We start from the raw sequence: 17,074 nt of genomic DNA, 5'->3' as shown, positions 1-17,074 counted from the left end.
TTAGAGGAATGCACCATTATGGGTCATCCAGTTGCAATTGAAGTGCGAAACGTCTCAAAACGCTATTCCGACGATCCCGGACTGGCGCCAGCCCTGGACAATGTGTCTGTCGACATCGCCGACAACGAATTCTTCACCCTGCTAGGCCCCTCCGGCTGCGGCAAGACCACCCTGCTGCGCACCATCGCCGGTTTCGAGCACGTCAGCGAAGGCGAGATTCGCCTGGCCGGGGAACCGGTCAACGATCTGCCGCCGTTCAAGCGTAGGGTCAACACGGTGTTCCAGAGCTACGCGCTGTTTCCGCACATGAGTGTTGCGCAGAATATCGCCTTCGGCCTCGAGATGCAGGGTCTTGATCGCAAGCTGATCCCGCAACGGGTCGATGAGATGCTGGCGCTGGTGCAAATGCAACACCTGGCCCAGCGCAAACCGGCGGAATTATCCGGTGGCCAGCAGCAGCGCGTGGCGCTGGCCCGGGCCCTGGCGCCGAAGCCCAAGGTGCTGTTGCTCGACGAGCCGTTGTCGGCTCTGGACCTCAAGCTGCGCAAGGAAATGCAGGTCGAACTCAAGCGCGTGCAGAAGGAAGCCGGGATCACCTTCATCTTCGTCACCCACGACCAGGAAGAAGCCCTGACCCTGTCCGATCGCATCGCTGTGATGTCCGCCGGCAAGATCCTGCAGATCGGCACACCCAACGACATCTACGAAAACCCCCAGCATCGGTTCGTCGCCCAGTTCATCGGCGACATCAACTTCCTTCCCGGCCATATCAAACGTGGCCAGCAGAACGAAAAGCTCTTCGTGCCCAACGGCATGCCGGTGGAAATCCCCTGCCCGGCCCAGGGCTTCGACGGCTCCAGCGTGCAACTGGCGTTCCGCCCGGAGCGTTCGCAACTGGTCGACCCGACGCAACCACACCACCTGCGCGGGGTGATCGAGGCGGTGTTGTATGTCGGCACCGCGACCCTCTACCAGTGCCGCCTGAACAACGACATCAAGGTCATGCTGCGCGAAAACAACGAAGGCCTGAACCGCAATCGCGGGGTCGGCGACCGTGTCGCGGTCAACCTTCCGCCCCACGCCTGCCTGTTGATGGAGGCCTGAGATGAGCGTCAGCAGCACTTCCCCAGCCCTCAACCGCGCGCTGTTGCTCAGCCCGGTGGTCCTGACCCTGCTGTCTCTGATCGCCATTCCGCTGGGCATCATGGGCTATATCAGCCTGTTGCCGCGCAACGTCTATGGCGGCGTCGACTGGCAGGCCGACTGGCAATTGCAAAGCTACGTGCAGCTGTTTTTCCAGGAAGGTTTCGACGGCGAACTGGAGCTGAACTGGGTCTACGCCCAGGCGCTGATCCGCTCGGTGTTCCAGGCCGGCGGCACCACGGTGCTGTGTTTCCTGTTCGGCTTTCCGGTGGCGCTGTGGATGTCGAGCCTGACTCCGCGGCGGCGCAACCTGATGGTGTTGCTGATCACCATCCCGTTCTGGACCAACCTGCTGATCCGCAACTACGCCTGGCTGATCATCCTGCGCGAACAGGGCTGGGTCGCCCAGAGCCTTAACGCGCTGTTGCCCCAGGCCGGCGGCATCACCCTGCTCTACAACGACTTCGCGGTCAGCGTCGGGCTGGTCTACAGCTTCCTGCCGTTCATGATTTTGCCGATCTACTCGACCCTGGAAAAACTCGACTGGCGCCTGGTGGAAGCCGCCTATGACCTGGGTGCCAATCGCTGGCATGCGCTGCGGCGGATCATTTTGCCGCTGTCGATGCCGGGGGTGATTGCCGGCTCATTGCTGGTGTTCGTGCCGAGCCTCGGCGCCTTCATCACCCCGGCGATTCTCGGCGGCGGCAAGACGCTGATGATCGGCAACCTGATCCAGCAACAGTTCGGCACCGCGCGTAACTGGCCACTGGGCAGTTCGCTGTCGTTCCTGCTGCTGGGGATTCTGCTGCTGTCTCTGGTGCTGTACGCCCTCTATAGCCGCAGCGCCGCCAAAACGCTTCGCCGAGGAGCCACCGCATGATCGCCCTGCACTTGAAAAAACTGCCGATGACCCGGGAAGTCAGCCTGCTGATCCTGGCCTACCTGTACCTGCCGATCTTCGTGCTGATCGCCTACAGCTTCAACGCCAACCGCTCGGCGACGGTGTGGACCGAGTTCTCGTTCGCCTGGTACGGGCGGATCCTGGCCAATCCGTCGATCCAGACCGCGGCGCTGAACTCGATCATCGTCGCCAGCATCGCCACGGTATGTGCCACGGCAATTGCGCTGCTTGCGGCACTGGCGACCTACCGGCCGTTCTATGGGCAGAAAATGGTCGAAGGCGGGATTAACCTGCCGCTGATCCTGCCGGAGATCGTCACCGCCGTCGCCACCCTGCTGCTGTTCATGGCGCTGGGAATCAAGCTCGGTTTGCTGACGGTGATCGTCGCGCACGTCGGCTTCTGCATTCCCTTCGCCTACCTGCCGATCCGCGCGCGGCTCAATGACCTGGACAAGAGCCTGCTGGAAGCGGCGAACGACCTGTACGCCAATCCGTGGCAGGTGTTCCGCCGGGTGACGCTGCCGCTGTTGTGGCCGGCGGTGCTGTCCGGGTCGGTGCTGGCGTTCGTGGTCAGCCTCGACGATTTCATCATGACCTTCTTCGTCGCCGGTCCCGGTTCGACCACGTTGCCGGTGTACATCTTCTCCGCGATCAAGGCCGGCGTGACGCCGGAGATCAACGCGATCTCGACCCTGATGCTGGTGATTTCCATCGTGCTGGTGGTGCTGGCCTTCTGGCTGGGACAGCGCGGCAAAAACCAATAATCCTGGAGCGCTTCAACCATGAAAACAAAAAGCATGTGCTTCGCTGTTGCCGGTCTGGCCCTGAGTTGCTTCACCGCGTTGAGTACACAGGCCGCTGAGCCCAAGGAACTGTTCTTCTACAACTGGACCGACTATTACCCGGTCGACCTGCTGGCCAAGTTCGAAAAGGAGACCGGGATCAAGGTCACCATGGACGGCTACGACAGCAACGAAACCCTGCTGGCCAAGTTGCAGGCCGGCGGCGCGGCGTACGACGTGATCGTGCCGTCGCAATCGATCATGCGCACCCTGATCAACCAGGACCTGCTACTGGAAATCGACGCCTCGGCCCTGCCCAACTTCCAGCACGTCAAGCCGGCGTTCCGCGACCCGAGCTTCGACCCCGGCCGCAAGTTCTCGGCGCCGTACCTGTGGGGCACCACAGGGTTCTCCTATGACAGCGCGCGGGTGCCGGGCGGCAAATTGGACGACTCGTGGAAAGAGTTCTTCGAGCCGCGCAAGGAACTGCAAGGCCAACTCGCCGCCCTCGACACCTCCAGCAGCGTGATCAACGCCGCCAGCCACTATCTGAATGTCGACGAATGCAGCGAAAACCCCCAGGACGCCAAGCGCATCCTGGAGCTGCTGCAAAAGCAGAAGCCCTTCCTGAAGATGTACAGCTCGGACAACACCGTCGATCGCATGGCCTCCGGTGAAGTGATCATGATGCAGAACTGGAACGGCTCCACGGCCCGGGCCACCTTGCAGAAGAGCACCATCAAATACGTGTACCCGAAGGAAGGCCTGGCGATGTTCCAGGACAACTTCGCCGTACCGAAAAGCGCGCCGCACCCCGGCAACGCGAAGATTTTCATCGACTGGATGATGAAACCGGAAAACGCCGCGGCCGTGTCCAACGCTATCGCCTACGCCAATGGCATCCAGAGCGACAAGCTGATCGACGCCAAGTGGCGAGTGATGGACGCCATCAACATGCCCGACGAATTCGCCTCGCGCCTGCGCCCGGAAAAGGAATGCAGCAACAAGGCGCGGGAGCTGCAGGACCGCATTTGGGCGAAGCTCAAGGGCTGATCCTGGACCGAGTCGCGGCCTTCGCGAGCAAGCCCGCTCCCACAAGGGATCTCCAGTGTTCACACGGACAATGTGGGAGCGGGCTTGCTCGCGAAGAGGCCCGCCTGAACAACACAGAATTGGAGGTATGAAATGACCCAACCCCGCTGGCTACGCAACGTACGCCCCTACGGCGCCCCCGCCGAAGACCTGCTGATCGAAAACGGCCGCTTCACCCAACGTCGCCCGGCCTCGACCACCGAGCTGCTGGCCACCGACATCGACGGCCAGAACCAGCTGCTGACCCCCGCCCTGGTGGAAAGCCACGTACACCTGGACAAGACCCTCTGGGGCCAACCCTGGCGCCCGAACAGCGCAGGTCCCACCCTCAAGGACTACATCGCCAACGAACGCCGAATCCTGCGGGAAGTCACCGCCCCCATCGCACATCGGGCCGGCGCCCTGCTGGAAAACTGCATTGCCCGCGGCTCGCTGACGATGCGTTGCCACGTCGACATCGACCCCGAATTCGGCCTGCGCCATGTCGAAGCCATGCAGCAACTGCGGGAAAAATACCGAGACCTTATCGACCTGCAACTGGTGGTGTTCCCGCAAACCGGCCTCATCAGCCGCCCCGGCACCGCCGAGCTGATGCGCGAAGCCATGGCCCTGGGCGTGGAGAACGTCGGGGGGCTTGATCCCTGCGGCATCGACAACGACCCCGTGGCGCAGCTCGACTTCGTGTTCAACCTGGCCAGCGAGTTCGAGCGTGGCGTCGACATCCACCTGCACGACAAGGGCGAGCTGGGCCTGTGGCAGATCGCGCTGATCGCCGACTACACCGAGCGCTTCGGGCTGCACGGCCGGGTGATGATCAGCCATGCCTATTGCCTGGGCATGTTGCCCTGGAGCCAGGTCAAGCCTGTGGCCGAACGCCTGGCGGCGCTGGGTATTTCGCTGATGAGTTCGGCGCCGGCCGACTGCGCAGTGCCGCCGTTCCTGGCGTTGCGCGAGGCTGGTGTCAACGTCTGCCTGGGTTCCGACGGGATTCGCGACGCCTGGTCGCCCATGGGCAACGGCGACATGCTGGAGCGGGCGATGCTGCTGGCGTTTCGTTTCGACTTGAACAAGGACGAAGAACTGGCGGCGGCGTTTGCGGCGGCGACGGACAATGGCGCTCGGGCGCTAGGCTGTGAAAACTATGGCCTGGAAATTGGTCGGCCAGCGGATTTCCTGTTGATGCCGGTTCAGACCCTGGGCGAAGCCGTGGTTTCGCGGCCGGTTCGCCAAGTGTATCGCGGTGGTCAACTGATCGCGTCTGGCGGTCGTCTGCTGGAAAGCCGCCGGTGAAACGCATCGGCTTGCGGGCCAGCTGCGTAGTCGGCTTCGACGGCGCGCAACATGTGCTGTGGCGCGACGGCGAAGTGGTGTTCGAAGGCGCGCACATCCTGTTTGTCGGGCGAGATTACGCCGGGCCGGTGGATCAGTGGATCGACCATGGCAACGCGCTGATCGGCCCGGGTTTCATCGATCTGGATGCGCTGGGCGATCTCGATTCCACGGTGCTGACCCTGGACAACGGCGACGAGCGCGCCATGGGCCGGATGTGGTCGGCGCAGTATCTGGCGCGCGGCCCACGGGAAAGCTACAGCGCCGAAGAAGAAGTCTTCAAATACCGCTACGCCTTCACCCAATTGATCCGCAACGGCATCACCACGGCCATGCCGATCACCTCGATGTACTACCGCGAGTGGGCCGAAACCTACGACGAGTTTGCCGCGGTGGCCGGGGTGGCGGCCGAGCTGGGGCTGCGCACTTACCTTGGCCCCTGCTACATGAGCGGCATGAGCTACTGGCAGGCAGACGGCACGCTGGCCCATCACTGGCAGGAAGCCCGGGGCATGGCCGGGCTCGAGGCGGCCGAGCGGTTTTTCCGGAATTTCGATGGCGCTCATGGCGGCCTGATTCGCGGCGCGCTGCTGCCGGATCGCATCCAGACCTGCACGCCGGCGCTGTTGCAACGCACCGCGGCACTGAGCCGCGAACTCAACGCGCCGATGCGTTTGCACTGCTGCCAGGGGCTCGGCGAGGTGGCGATGGTTGAACAACTGCGCGGTTTTTCGCCGCTGGCTTGGCTGGAGGATCTGCACCTGCTGACCCCGCGCAGCCTGTTGCCCCATGGCATCTACACCCGGGGCGACGATGATCTGCAACGGCTGGTGGATAGCGGCGCCAGCCTGGTGCATTGCCCGGTGGTGTTCGCCCGGGATGGCGAGGCGCTGAATTCCTTTGGTCGCTATCGCGCCAAGGGCATCAACTTCGCCCTGGGTACCGACACCTGGCCGGCGGACCTGTTGGACAACATGCGCCAGGGCTTGAACATCGCGCGCTTGATGGAAGGCGGCAATGCACTGACCAGCACCCTGGACCTGTACAACGCCGCCACACTCGGCGGCGCCAAGGCCCTGGGACGCGACGATCTCGGGCGCCTGGCACCGGGGGCCAAGGCCGACATCACCGTGTTCAACCTGCGCGGCCTGCACCTGGGACCGCTGTTCGACCCACTGAAAAACCTGGTTTTGGCCGGGCGCGGTGACGATTGCATCGCCAGCTACATCGACGGTCGCTGCGTGATGCAGGACCGTCAGGTGCAGGGCGTCGACTACCCCGCCCTGCAGCGCCAGGCCCAACGGCAATTCGAAAAACTGATGCGCAGCCACAGCGACCGAGCCTTCGGCCAACCGGACTGGAAAACCCTGTTCCAGCCGGCTATCCCGTTCGCCGACGACTACAGCGCACAGGCGCCGCTCTGCGCCATCGATCCACTCCTTTAGAGAATCCTGCCTATGCAAAGCTTCGATTTCAGCACGCTGAGTGCGCGAGACAAATACAAGATCCTGATCGGCAGCGTGGTGCCACGGCCGATTGCCCTGGTCACCACCGTCGACGCTGAAGGCCGCGTCAATGCTGCGCCGTTCAGCTTCTTCAACGCGCTGTCTGCCGATCCGCCGATCCTGGCGCTGGGCGTGGAAAACTACGGCGACCAGAGCCCCAAGGACACCACGCGCAACATCCAGCTCAACCAGGAGTTCACCGTGAACATCGTCAGCGATGCCCTGGTGGAAGCCATGAACGTCTGCGCCGTGCCCTTCGCTCCGGGTTTCGACGAGCTGACCGCCGCCGGCCTCACCGCCATCCCCGGCACCACGGTCAAATGCCCACGCATCGGCGAAGCGCCGGTGGCCCTGGAATGCCGGCGGATGATGGCGCTGTCCATCGGCCAGTCGCGGGAGATCATCCTTGGTGAAGTGTTGATGGCCCATGTGCGCGATGAGCTGATCGACCCGAAGACCCTGTACATCGATCAACTGGGGCTTGATGCGATCGGGCGGATGGGTGGGCATGGGTATGCGCGCACGCGGGATTACTTTGACCTGCCAACCCGTTCTTTGCAGGCGTGGACGGATGCACCCGGCGGTGGCGAACGCTTCTGGCCCTCCACCAAATAACCAGACACACCCCAAAACCTGTAGGAGCGAGCTTGCTCGCGATGGTCGTCAACGATAACGCTGATAACCTGACAGCCCGCGGCGCTCTCAGGTCCATCGCGAGCAAGCTCGCTCCTACAGGGGGTTGTGTGTGTCAGTGGAAGTCGCGGCTGCGCACGGTGATGCCGTCGAGCAGTGGGCTCAGGTCGCTCAAGCGTCCGGCAATCAAATGCCGCACCTCCCCCTCCTTCTCCCAACGCCCATCGACCTTGAGCAGCTGCGACCCCACCAACACCTGGCGCTGACGCTCGGCCAGGTCGCGCCAGACCACCACGTTGACGTTGCCGAACTCGTCTTCCAGGGTGACGAAGGTCACACCGCTGGCGGTGCTCGGCCGTTGGCGACCGGTCACCAGCCCGGCGACGCTGACCGGTCGCCCGTGCTCAACCTCCAGCAACTCCCTGGAACTGCGGCAGCGACGGGCTTTCAATTCGCCGCGCAACAAGGCCAACGGATGCGGCCCGAGGGTGGTGCCCAGGCTGTTGTAATCGGCCAGCAGGTCCTCACCCACCGTGGGTTTAGGCAACGCCACCGCGTCCTCCTCCTGACGGGGCAGACCGGCAAACAGGCCGAGCTGTTTTTCCACCCCCGCCACTTCCCAGCGCGCCCGATGCCGGTCGCCGGCCAGCCCGCGCAATGCACCGGCATCGGCCAGTTGTTCCTGGGCGCGGGCATCCAGGCGGGCCCGTTCGCCCAGGTCGGCGATGTCGGCAAACGCGCCCTTGGACCGCGCCGCCTCGATGCGCCGGGCATCGTCCTCGCGAAAACCCTTGATCATGCGCAACCCCATGCGAATCGCCGGCTGCGCGCCGGCAATCGGCTCCAGGCTGCAATCCCAGTCGCTGGCCCGCACGTCCACCGGGCGGATCTGCAAATGGTGGCGACGCGCGTCCTGCAGAATCTGGTCCGGGCTGTAGAAGCCCATGGGCCAACTGTTGATCAGGGCACAGGCGAAAGCCGCCGGTTCGTGGCATTTCAACCAGCAACTGGCGTAGGTCAGCAAGGCAAAACTGGCGGCGTGGGATTCGGGAAAACCGTAGCTGCCAAAGCCCTTGATCTGCTCGAAGATCTGCGCTGCGAAGTCGGCGCTGTAGCCTTTTTTCTTCATCCCTGCGGCCAGGCGTTCCTTGTGTGGCTCCAGTCCGCCATGGCGTTTCCAGGCGGCCATGGAGCGGCGCAACTGATCGGCTTCGCCGGGGCTGTAGTCGGCGGCGACGATGGCGATCTGCATCACCTGTTCCTGGAACAGCGGCACGCCCAAGGTGCGTTTCAACACCTCGCGCAATTCTTCGGAGGGATAGCTTTCCAGCTCTTCCTTGTTTCGTCGGCGCAGGTACGGGTGCACCATGCCGCCCTGGATCGGCCCGGGCCGCACGATGGCCACCTCGATCACCAGGTCATAGAACTCGCGCGGCTTGAGCCGGGGCAGCATCGACATCTGCGCCCGGGACTCGATCTGGAACACGCCGATGGTGTCGGCGCGGCCAATCATGTCGTAGGTCAGCGAGTCCTCAGAGGGGATGGTCGCCAGGCTCAAGTCGAGGTTGCGATGACGCCGCAGCAGATCAAGGCAACGGCGAATCGCGCTGAGCATGCCCAGCGCGAGGATATCCACCTTGAGCAGGCCGACCGCGTCCAGATCGTCCTTGTCCCACTGGATGATGGTGCGCTCGGCCATGGCGGCGTTTTCCACCGGCACCAGGTGGTCCAGCGGCTGCTCGGAAATCACGAAGCCGCCAGGGTGCTGGGACAGGTGCCGGGGGAAACCGATCAACTGCTGGGTCAAGCTCAACACCCGGCGCAGCACCGGGCTCTCGGGATCGAAACCGCCTTCACGCAGGCGCTCCACGGGCGGTGTTTCATCACTCCAGTGTCCACAGCAATCGGCCAGGGCATTGATCTGGTCCGGCGGCAGCCCCAAGGCCTTGGCCACATCGCGCACGGCACCGGCCGCGTGGTAAGTGCTGACCACGGCGGTCAAGGCCGCGCGGGTGCGGCCATAGCGCTGGAATACGTACTGCAGGACTTCTTCGCGGCGCTCGTGCTCGAAGTCCACATCGATATCCGGGGGCTCGTCGCGTTCCTTGGAAAGAAAGCGTTCAAACAGCATGTTCATGCGGTCGGGATCGATCTCCGTGATGCCCAAGGCGAAACACACCGCCGAGTTGGCCGCCGAGCCCCGGCCCTGACAGAGGATTTTTTCGCGCCGGGCGAAGGCGACGATGTCCTGGACGGTGAGGAAATAACTCTCGTAACCGAGCTCGGCGATCAGCCCCAGTTCCTTGTCGATCAGCCCGCGCACTTTCTCGCTGGCACCCTGGGGCCAGCGCTCGCGAATGCCGCGCTCGGTCAATTCCCTCAGCCAGGAGGTTGCGCTGTGTCCATCTGGCACCAGCTCCCGCGGATACTGATAACGCAGCTGGCCAAGATCAAAGGTACAGCGCCGGACAATGTTCAGGGTTTCGTCGAGCAAGGCAGGCGGATAGAGCTCGCGCAGCACATCGAGGCCGCGCAGGTGCCGCTCGCCGTTGGGGTGCAGTCGCAGCCCGGCATCGGCCACCGGCAGGTGATGGCGGATCGCGGTCATGGTGTCCTGCAGGGCCCGGCGTCCGCGCGCGTGCATGTGCACATCGCCGCTGGCCACCGCAGGTATCCGCAGTTCCCTGGCCAACGCCAGCAGATCACGCAGGCGCCGGCTATCGTCCTGGCCGCGATGCAGCTGGACCGCCAGCCACAGGCGCTCGGCGAAGACCTGCTGCAACCACTGGCCTTGTTCAACGTCATCGACCGCGTCCGGCACCCACAGCGCCAACAGCCCTGGCAAGGGTTCGTCGAAGTCTTCGCGCAGCACTTGATACTGGCCTTTCTGTGTACGGCGTCGGGCGCGGGTGATCAGTCGGCACAGGGTCTGGTAACCCTCGAGGTTTTCCACCAGCAACACCAGTTTCGGGCCATTTTCGATGCGCACTTCACTGCCGATGATCAGTGGCAACTCCACCGACTTCGCCGCCTGCCAGGCACGGACGATACCGGCCAGGGTACATTCGTCGGTGATCGCCAGGGCCTGGTAGCCCTGTTTTTTTGCCCGCTGGAACAGCTCGAGGGCACTGGAAGCACCGCGCTGGAAACTGAAGTTCGACAGGCAGTGCAGCTCGGCATATCCGGCGTTCATGCGAACCAGCCCTGCAGCCACAACGGGCCACCCTCGCCCACCGCGCGATAAGCCCAACCCTGCTGGCCGGCGCGGGTTTCGATCAGGTAGTAATCGCGGCGCACATCATCGCCGTCCCACCAACCGGACTCGATGCGCTCCGGCCCCATGAGGATGCGCGCCGAGCCTTCGTGCACCGCCAGCGGCTCGGTCAGCAGCCAGCCCGGCCGCTGCACGGTCGGCAAGCCCGTACAGGGCTGGTTGTCTGCACTGGCCTGCCACGCGCACTCGGGGCGGTGATCGGCCTGGAAGCCCAGGCCATGCACGGCATCATCCCCCAGCCGCGCGCGCAGGCGCTCGCGCAGTTGCGCCCAGGGCAAGGTCTGCTGCGGGCGATCGTCGAACAGCTCCTGAAACTGCGGAACGAAGCTCGGCAAGTCTTCGGCGCGCAGGCGAAAACCGCGCACCGGGGCCTCGACCTGGACTTGCTCCAGTCGCCCCCGGGCCAGTTCGAACAGCATGGCCGGATCGCGCTCGGCGCTGAGCAGGCCGACCTTGATCAGCGTGTCGGGCAGCCCGGCGTGTTCCAGGTGCAGGTCGAAACGCTGCACGCCGCTGTCCCGACCGCAGAGGAACGCCGACAGGTCACCGGTCAATCGGCGCAATGGAAACAGCAAGGCCTGATGGGACTGCACATCGAAATTGAGCTCGATGCGCACATCAAAACGGTCCGGCGGCAGGTAGAACGTCAGCGCCAACCGCCGTGTGCCCAGCAAGGCATCCAGGTGCTTGAGCACCTCGGCCTCAAAACGCCGGGCCAGGCTGTGCCGGGGCAACGCCTGCACTTGGCTCAAGGTGCGCAGGCCCATGCGCGACAACGCCGTGGCCACGCTGGCTTGCAACCCGATACGGTCGACGGGCAATTGCCCGAGGTGATGCTGCAAGGCTTGCTCGTCGGGCACCACCAGGCCGTCATGGGCGTTGGCCAGCATCCGCGCCGCCACCGGGTTGGGCGCGGCGACGATGCGGTGACGAAACCCCAGCTCGCCGAGTTCTGCCCGCAAACGCGCCTCGAATGGCGCCCAGCCGCCAAACAAACCCAGGCTGGACTCGATTTCGAACACCAGCGCCCGCGGGTAATGCACGCTGACCTGGGAGCTGAAGCGATAGGCCCAGGCGGCGAGAAATTGCTGCCAGTGTTCGATGGCGGCGACGTCGTACTCGGCGGTGGCAAAACCCTTGCTCAAGGCCTGGGCGGCGCTCATGGACTGGCCGGGACGCAAGCCCAGGGCCCGTGCCGGACCATTGACCGCCTGCAACACCCGACGCTGGGCCGGGCCGGTCAACAGCGCCAGCGGTTCGTCGGGGTCGGCGCGCTGACGCAGTACCGCGTCCAGTGCCAATTGCGGGAACAGAATACACACCCAGCGCATGGCAACCTCAATGCCCCACGGCGAAGGCAATCGGCGCCGAACGGGCCAAGCCGCCCCGGCACTTGAGCACCCGCAACTGTGCCGGCCTGGCATCGATGGCGATGCGCAGGGCCGCTGGCGACGGGTTGATCGCTTCACTGAGCGAGCGATAGGCGAAGGCCAGGGTCGAGCCGGTTTCCGCGGCCACCTGCAAGCGGCGCAAGGCGCGGTCATCGGCCTTGTGCGGCCAGCACAGCACCGCGCCGCAACTGCCCGAACGCAGGCACTGTTCCGCCGCCCACAACGCATCGCGCTCGCTGGTCTGGATGATCGACAATTGGCGCAGATCGACCCCGGCGCTCTGCCAGGCCTGGGGATACGGCACATACGGCGGCGCCACCAGGACGATGCGTTCGCCCGCCGCCGACAGCCGCGCCAGCGCCGGCCACACCAGTTGCAATTCGCCCACACCCTGCCCGGCCAGGAGGATTTCCGTCAGGGCCGCCTCCGGCCAGCCGCCCGTGGGCAACGCCGCATCCAGCGCGGCATGCCCGGTGGGTTGCGGGCTGACGGCCGGCGGCGCAGGCCGGCCTCGCCAGACCTGGCCGCCATTGAACAGCGTATCCAGCGCAACGACGGCACCCATCAGCCTTGCCTCACCAGGCCGCAGAACACCCCTTCGATGGCCAGGTCTCGATCACTTTCGACGATGATCGGCTGATAGGCCGGGTTGCGCGGCAACAGGCGAACCCGGTCGCCGACCCGTTCGAAGCGCTTGATGGTGACTTCGCCGTCGAGGCGCGCCACGACGATCTGGCCGTTCAGCGCCTCGGGGCTGCGGTGCACGCCCACCAGGTCGCCGTCGAGAATGCCATCCTCGATCATCGAGTCGCCGCGCACCCGCAGCAGGTAGTCCGGCACCCGGGAGAACATCGACGGATCGAACAGCAAGCGACTATGGACCTCGGCATCGGCACCGATCGGCGCACCGGCCGCCACCCGGCCGAGTACCGGGATGTCCAGCAGCTCAGGGCGCGGCGGCTGCCCGAGCAGGCGAATGCCCCGGGCCTGATGCGGGTTGACCTCGATAAACCCGGCTTCGGTCAGCGCCAGCACATGCTTGCGCGCCACGCTGCGGGAGGCGAAACCGAACGCCTCGCTGATTTCAGCGAGGCTCGGGGACTGACCGTGCTCGGCGATACGTTCGCGGATGAAGGTCAGGATGGCGGTACGGCGGGGAGTCAGGGTCGTCATGGAGTACATTTGTACTCCTGTGGGAATTATCTGACAAGCACCTGTGTGTAGGAGCTGACGAGTGAAACGAGGCTGCGATCTTTTGATCTTGCTCTCTGAAAACAAAATCAAAAGATCGCAGCCTCGTTTCACGAGACAGCTCCTACAGGGGGAATCACGGGTACGCCCAAACCACGGGATGCCAGGAAACCTGCGATGTAATCGATGAACGCCAGCACCTTGGCCGTGGCCCGTCGATGGCTGGGGTACACCGCCAGGATGTGCGGGCCGAAGCTGTCCGGGTCTATGTCGTAGTCGGCCATCAACCGCACCAGCCGGCCATCGGCGATGTACGGCGCCGCGCTCCACAAGGGCGTATGCAGCAGGCCGCGTCCGGCCAGGGCATTGGCTAGCAGCAGGTCGTAGTTGTCGCTGCGCAGGCGCGGTGCCTGAGGCTGCGGCAGGCTCAGGCGCTGGCCGTCGCGCTCGACCCACCAGAATTCGCGACTGAGCAACGGATGCCAATACAGCAACCAGTCATGCTCGTCGAGGGTTTGCGGGGTGACCGCCTGCCCCTTGCGTTCGAGGTATTGCGGGCTCGCGCACAGCGCCAGGCAATTGCTGCCGACCACGCGCGCGATCAACCCCGGCAAGTCGTCGTGCCCTTCGCGCAAGGCCAGGTCATGGCCGCTCTCCAGCAGATTGACGAAGTCGTCGCACAGGTCCACCTGCAGGTTGATCTGCGGATACTGGTCAAGAAAACCGCCACATACCTGATCGAGAAAGGCCTGCCCATAGGCCAGCGGCGCGGTGATTTTCAGGCTGCCGCGCAAACCATGCTGCAGCTGCTCGATTTCCTCGCCGGCCTCGTCCAGTCGCTGCAACACCTGGCGCGCAGTTTCAAGGTACAGCCGCCCGGATTCCGTGAGCAGGATCCGCCGGGTGCTGCGTTCGAACAAACGCGCGCCGAGTTCCGCCTCCAGGTGGTTGACCGCTTTGGTCAGCGCCGACGGGGTTTTGCCCAATTGCTCGGCGGCGCGGCTGAAGCTGCCCAGTTGCGCCGTGACCACGAACATTTTCAGTGCACCCAGCTTGTCCATACTTTTTCCATTCAGGCAAAAACGTTTTTCGTGAGTGAGGCGTTCTGCCAAGCGCGGCAAGCCACTAATCTGGCCATCAGACGCAATAACAAGGAAACATTCAATGAAAAGATTCATCCCGAATCTGTTGATGGTGGCAGTCAGTTTTGCCTCGTTGGAAGCCATGGCGGCGACCGACCTGGTGCTGTTCAACGGCAAGATCTTCACCGCCGACCGTAACCAGCCCAAGGTCCAGGCGCTGGCGGTACAGGATGGCAAGGTGTTGCAAGTGGGCAGCGATGCCCAGATCAAGGCCCTGATCGAGTCGGGCACCCAAGTCATCGACCTGGGCGGCAAGACCCTGATGCCCGGCCTGATCGACAGCCACTCCCACGCGATTTTCGGGGGCCTGGAAATGGTCTCGGCCAACATGGCAGACGAGGTCGTCGAACTCGACGAACTGGAAAAACGCCTGCGCGCCTGGCGTGACGACGGCAAGGCCAAGCATGGCGATGTCCTGAGCGTGGCCGGCATGAGTTCGGCTTACTGGGCCCAGGCCGAAGCGCTGGGCAAAAAATTCAACAGCGGCGAATGGGCCGACGTCGGCGTGGTATTCACCGGCAGCGACCACCACACGGCCTGGGCCAACAACGTGATGCTCAAGCGCGGCGGCATCGATGCCGCGCTGCTCAAAACCCTGCCAGACGCCGAGAAAGACACCATCGGCAAACTCGCCGACGGCAGCCCCAACGGCTTCCTGGTGGACGCCGGGTGGGACCGGGTGGCCTCGAAAATGCCATCGCCGAGTGCCGCCGACATGTTGAAAGCGGCGCAAACCGCCGTGAGTTACAACAACAGCCTCGGCATCACCGCCTGGATGGACCCCGCCGCCAACGCTGCGCCCGGCGAGCCGGTTTTCGCCCTCAAGCCCACGGAGAAAACCGTCGGCGTGCTGCCGGTGTACAAGGCCCTGTCAGAAAGTGGCGGCATGACCGCCCACGTCGCCGCGCTGCTGGTGGCCAACGGCAAGAGCGTTCCGGCCGATCTCGACACCCTCGACAAGGTCCGTCAGCAATTCCAGGGCATTCCCAACCTTACGCTGCCCGGCATCAAGATCTTCGCCGATGGCGTGATCGAGTACCCGGCACAGAGCGCAGCGATGATCGACCCCTATACCAACTCGCACAAACCGGGCGAACTGCTGATCGATCCGAAGCACTTCGGTGAGCTGGTCAGCGCCATCGATCAGCGCGGCTGGCTGGTGCACATCCACGCCATCGGCGACCGTGCGGTGCGCGAATCGCTGAACGGCATTGCCCAGGCGCGCAAGGACCGGCAGAGCGGCGTGCCCCACTCCATCACGCACTTGCAGATCGTCAACCCGAAAGAGTTCGCCCGCTTCAAACCCCTCGACGTCATCGCCTCGATGCAACTGCTCTGGGCCAGCGCCGACGACTACACCACGGACATGATCAAGCCGTACGTCAGTGCCCAGGCGTTCCGTTACCAGTACCCGGCGCACTCGCTGCTCACACAGGGCGCGACCCTTTCCGGGGCAAGCGACTGGCCGGTGTCCACGCCGAACCCGTTCAACGCCATGGCCCAGGCCATGACCCGGGTCGGTCCATTGGGCGTGCTCAACGCCGAGGAGCGCATCGACCGCGAAACCATGCTCTATGCCTACACCCTCAACGCCGCCCGCACCATTGGCCTGGACAAACAGATCGGCTCGCTGAGCGCCGGCAAACAGGCCGACTTCATCGTGGTCGACCGCGATGTATTCAGCGTCGACGAAAAAGCCCTGCACGACACCCAGGTGCTGCAGACCTGGTTCGCCGGCCGGCAAGTCTACGCGGCAACCCTCTAACAAAAACCGCCCCCCCTGCCCGACCTCGTGTTTTACGACACGAGGCCCGGCGCAGCCTTGCTTGAAATCTGCCCATAACAATCACAATAGCGGGACGTACCCCCCATGAAAGCTTTCACCCTGTTCGCCCTCGGTTCCTTGAGTTTGCTGCCCTTGTGCAGCCAGGCCGTGCCCTTGAACGATGATTTCTCCTTGCTGCTGGACGTGACCCTGGCCAGCGACTACCGCACCCGCGGCATCTCGCAAACCCAGAACGACCCCGCCTTGCAGGCCGGTGCCACCCTGCAACACAGCAGCGGCCTGTACCTGGGCGCATGGACGTCCAACGTCGATTTTGGCTACGGCCTGAAGACCCGGCAGGAAGTCGATTACTACGCCGGTTGGTTCTGGGAGGCCACAGACGCCATCAACCTCGACCTGGGTTATCTCAAGTATTCATATCCGAAAGAGAGCCAGTTCAATCAGAGCGAGGTCTACGGGATTCTCAGCGTCTATGGGGTGAAACTCGGCGCCTATTATTCCGACGATGCACCGGGCATCGACAGCGAGCAGAACTCGCTCTACAGCTATGTCGGCTACGAGACCGAATTGCCCTACGACACCGGCCTGAAACTGCGCTACGGCTTGATGGACTTCAAGGACCCGCACCTGTATTCGAGCTCGGGTGAAGCCGAGGATTCCTACCGTGAATGGGAGGTCAAGCTGACCCACGAACTGGCGGGTGTGATGCTGGGCCTGAGCTATATCGACACCGATTTGTCCAAGAGCCAGTGCACCAGCAACTGGGGCTTCGACGACGTGTGCAGCGCGACTGTGGTGGCAAGCATCAGCAAATCCTTCTGAATGCCCTACTCTGTATTTTGCCTTTGAATCTTGTGCTGAATTTGAGATTGCCTTCGCTGGCAAGCCAGCTCCTACAGGGACCC

General features: G+C 63.8%; 14 protein-coding genes and 1 pseudogene. 10 read left to right on the top strand and 5 right to left on the bottom strand.

Annotated features, from left to right (window positions below):
- Positions 1-18: 18 nt before the first annotated feature.
- From NPS56_RS18345 to NPS56_RS18310, 8 genes and pseudogenes are all read left to right on the top strand, one after another.
- Positions 19-1,104 carry an ABC transporter ATP-binding protein gene (locus tag NPS56_RS18345; protein WP_274075913.1) on the top strand — a complete coding sequence of 362 codons (1,086 nt, stop codon included), beginning with the start codon at positions 19-21 and terminating at the stop codon, positions 1,102-1,104.
- A 1-nt stretch (position 1,105) separates the two neighbouring features.
- Positions 1,106-2,023, top strand: coding sequence for an ABC transporter permease (locus tag NPS56_RS18340; RefSeq protein WP_274075912.1), 918 nt, complete (start codon positions 1,106-1,108; stop codon positions 2,021-2,023).
- Positions 2,020-2,808, top strand: a complete 789-nt coding sequence (locus NPS56_RS18335) for an ABC transporter permease (RefSeq protein WP_274075911.1) — start codon at positions 2,020-2,022, stop codon at positions 2,806-2,808. The genes NPS56_RS18340 and NPS56_RS18335 overlap by 4 nt, the downstream gene beginning before the upstream one ends.
- An 18-nt stretch (positions 2,809-2,826) precedes the next feature.
- A complete protein-coding gene (locus NPS56_RS18330) occupies positions 2,827-3,879 on the top strand; it encodes an extracellular solute-binding protein (RefSeq protein ID WP_274075910.1) in 1,053 nt (350 codons plus the stop codon).
- 132 nt (positions 3,880-4,011) lie between these two features.
- Positions 4,012-5,208 carry an amidohydrolase family protein gene (locus NPS56_RS18325; protein WP_274075909.1) on the top strand — a complete coding sequence of 399 codons (1,197 nt, stop codon included), beginning with the start codon at positions 4,012-4,014 and terminating at the stop codon, positions 5,206-5,208.
- Positions 5,205-6,692, top strand: coding sequence for an amidohydrolase family protein (locus NPS56_RS18320; RefSeq protein ID WP_274075908.1), 1,488 nt, complete (start codon positions 5,205-5,207; stop codon positions 6,690-6,692). The genes NPS56_RS18325 and NPS56_RS18320 overlap by 4 nt, the downstream gene beginning before the upstream one ends.
- Positions 6,693-6,704: 12 nt before the next feature.
- On the top strand, positions 6,705-7,367 hold the full coding sequence (locus NPS56_RS18315) for a flavin reductase family protein (protein WP_274075907.1): 663 nt from the start codon (positions 6,705-6,707) through the stop codon (positions 7,365-7,367).
- A 41-nt stretch (positions 7,368-7,408) separates the two neighbouring features.
- Positions 7,409-7,498: pseudogene (locus NPS56_RS18310) on the top strand (outer membrane lipoprotein carrier protein LolA); the annotation flags it as partial.
- Positions 7,499-7,500: 2 nt separating this feature from the next.
- Here the strand turns inward: NPS56_RS18310 and NPS56_RS18305 are convergent.
- The 5 genes from NPS56_RS18305 to NPS56_RS18285 form a co-directional block, all read right to left on the bottom strand.
- Positions 7,501-10,599 carry an error-prone DNA polymerase gene (locus tag NPS56_RS18305; protein ID WP_274075906.1) on the bottom strand — a complete coding sequence of 1,033 codons (3,099 nt, stop codon included), beginning with the start codon at positions 10,597-10,599 and terminating at the stop codon, positions 7,501-7,503.
- Positions 10,575-11,990, bottom strand: coding sequence for a Y-family DNA polymerase (locus tag NPS56_RS18300; RefSeq protein ID WP_274075904.1), 1,416 nt, complete (start codon positions 11,988-11,990; stop codon positions 10,575-10,577). The genes NPS56_RS18305 and NPS56_RS18300 overlap by 25 nt, the downstream gene beginning before the upstream one ends.
- A 7-nt stretch (positions 11,991-11,997) precedes the next feature.
- Positions 11,998-12,615 carry a translesion DNA synthesis-associated protein ImuA gene (gene imuA, locus NPS56_RS18295; RefSeq protein WP_274075903.1) on the bottom strand — a complete coding sequence of 206 codons (618 nt, stop codon included), beginning with the start codon at positions 12,613-12,615 and terminating at the stop codon, positions 11,998-12,000.
- Positions 12,615-13,232: a transcriptional repressor LexA gene (lexA, locus tag NPS56_RS18290; protein ID WP_274075902.1), complete on the bottom strand. Its 618-nt coding sequence runs from the start codon at positions 13,230-13,232 to the stop codon at positions 12,615-12,617. Before lexA ends, imuA begins: the two co-directional genes overlap by 1 nt.
- A gap of 119 nt (positions 13,233-13,351) precedes the next feature.
- Entirely contained in the window at positions 13,352-14,302 is a 951-nt protein-coding gene (locus NPS56_RS18285; RefSeq protein ID WP_274075901.1) for a LysR family transcriptional regulator, read from the bottom strand.
- A 103-nt stretch (positions 14,303-14,405) separates the two neighbouring features.
- On the opposite strand from NPS56_RS18285, the gene NPS56_RS18280 reads away from it, so the two are divergent.
- Entirely contained in the window at positions 14,406-16,148 is a 1,743-nt protein-coding gene (locus NPS56_RS18280) for an amidohydrolase (protein ID WP_274075900.1), read from the top strand.
- A 105-nt stretch (positions 16,149-16,253) separates the two neighbouring features.
- On the top strand, positions 16,254-16,991 hold the full coding sequence (locus tag NPS56_RS18275) for a TorF family putative porin (protein ID WP_274075899.1): 738 nt from the start codon (positions 16,254-16,256) through the stop codon (positions 16,989-16,991).
- The last annotated feature ends 83 nt before the right edge of the window (positions 16,992-17,074 follow it).

The sequence above is a fragment of the Pseudomonas putida genome (genome assembly GCF_028682635.1).
Taxonomy (GTDB): domain Bacteria; phylum Pseudomonadota; class Gammaproteobacteria; order Pseudomonadales; family Pseudomonadaceae; genus Aquipseudomonas; species Aquipseudomonas putida_AE.
Note: the sequence above shows the minus strand (reverse complement) of the source record. Positions and strands in the feature narration are given on the sequence as shown.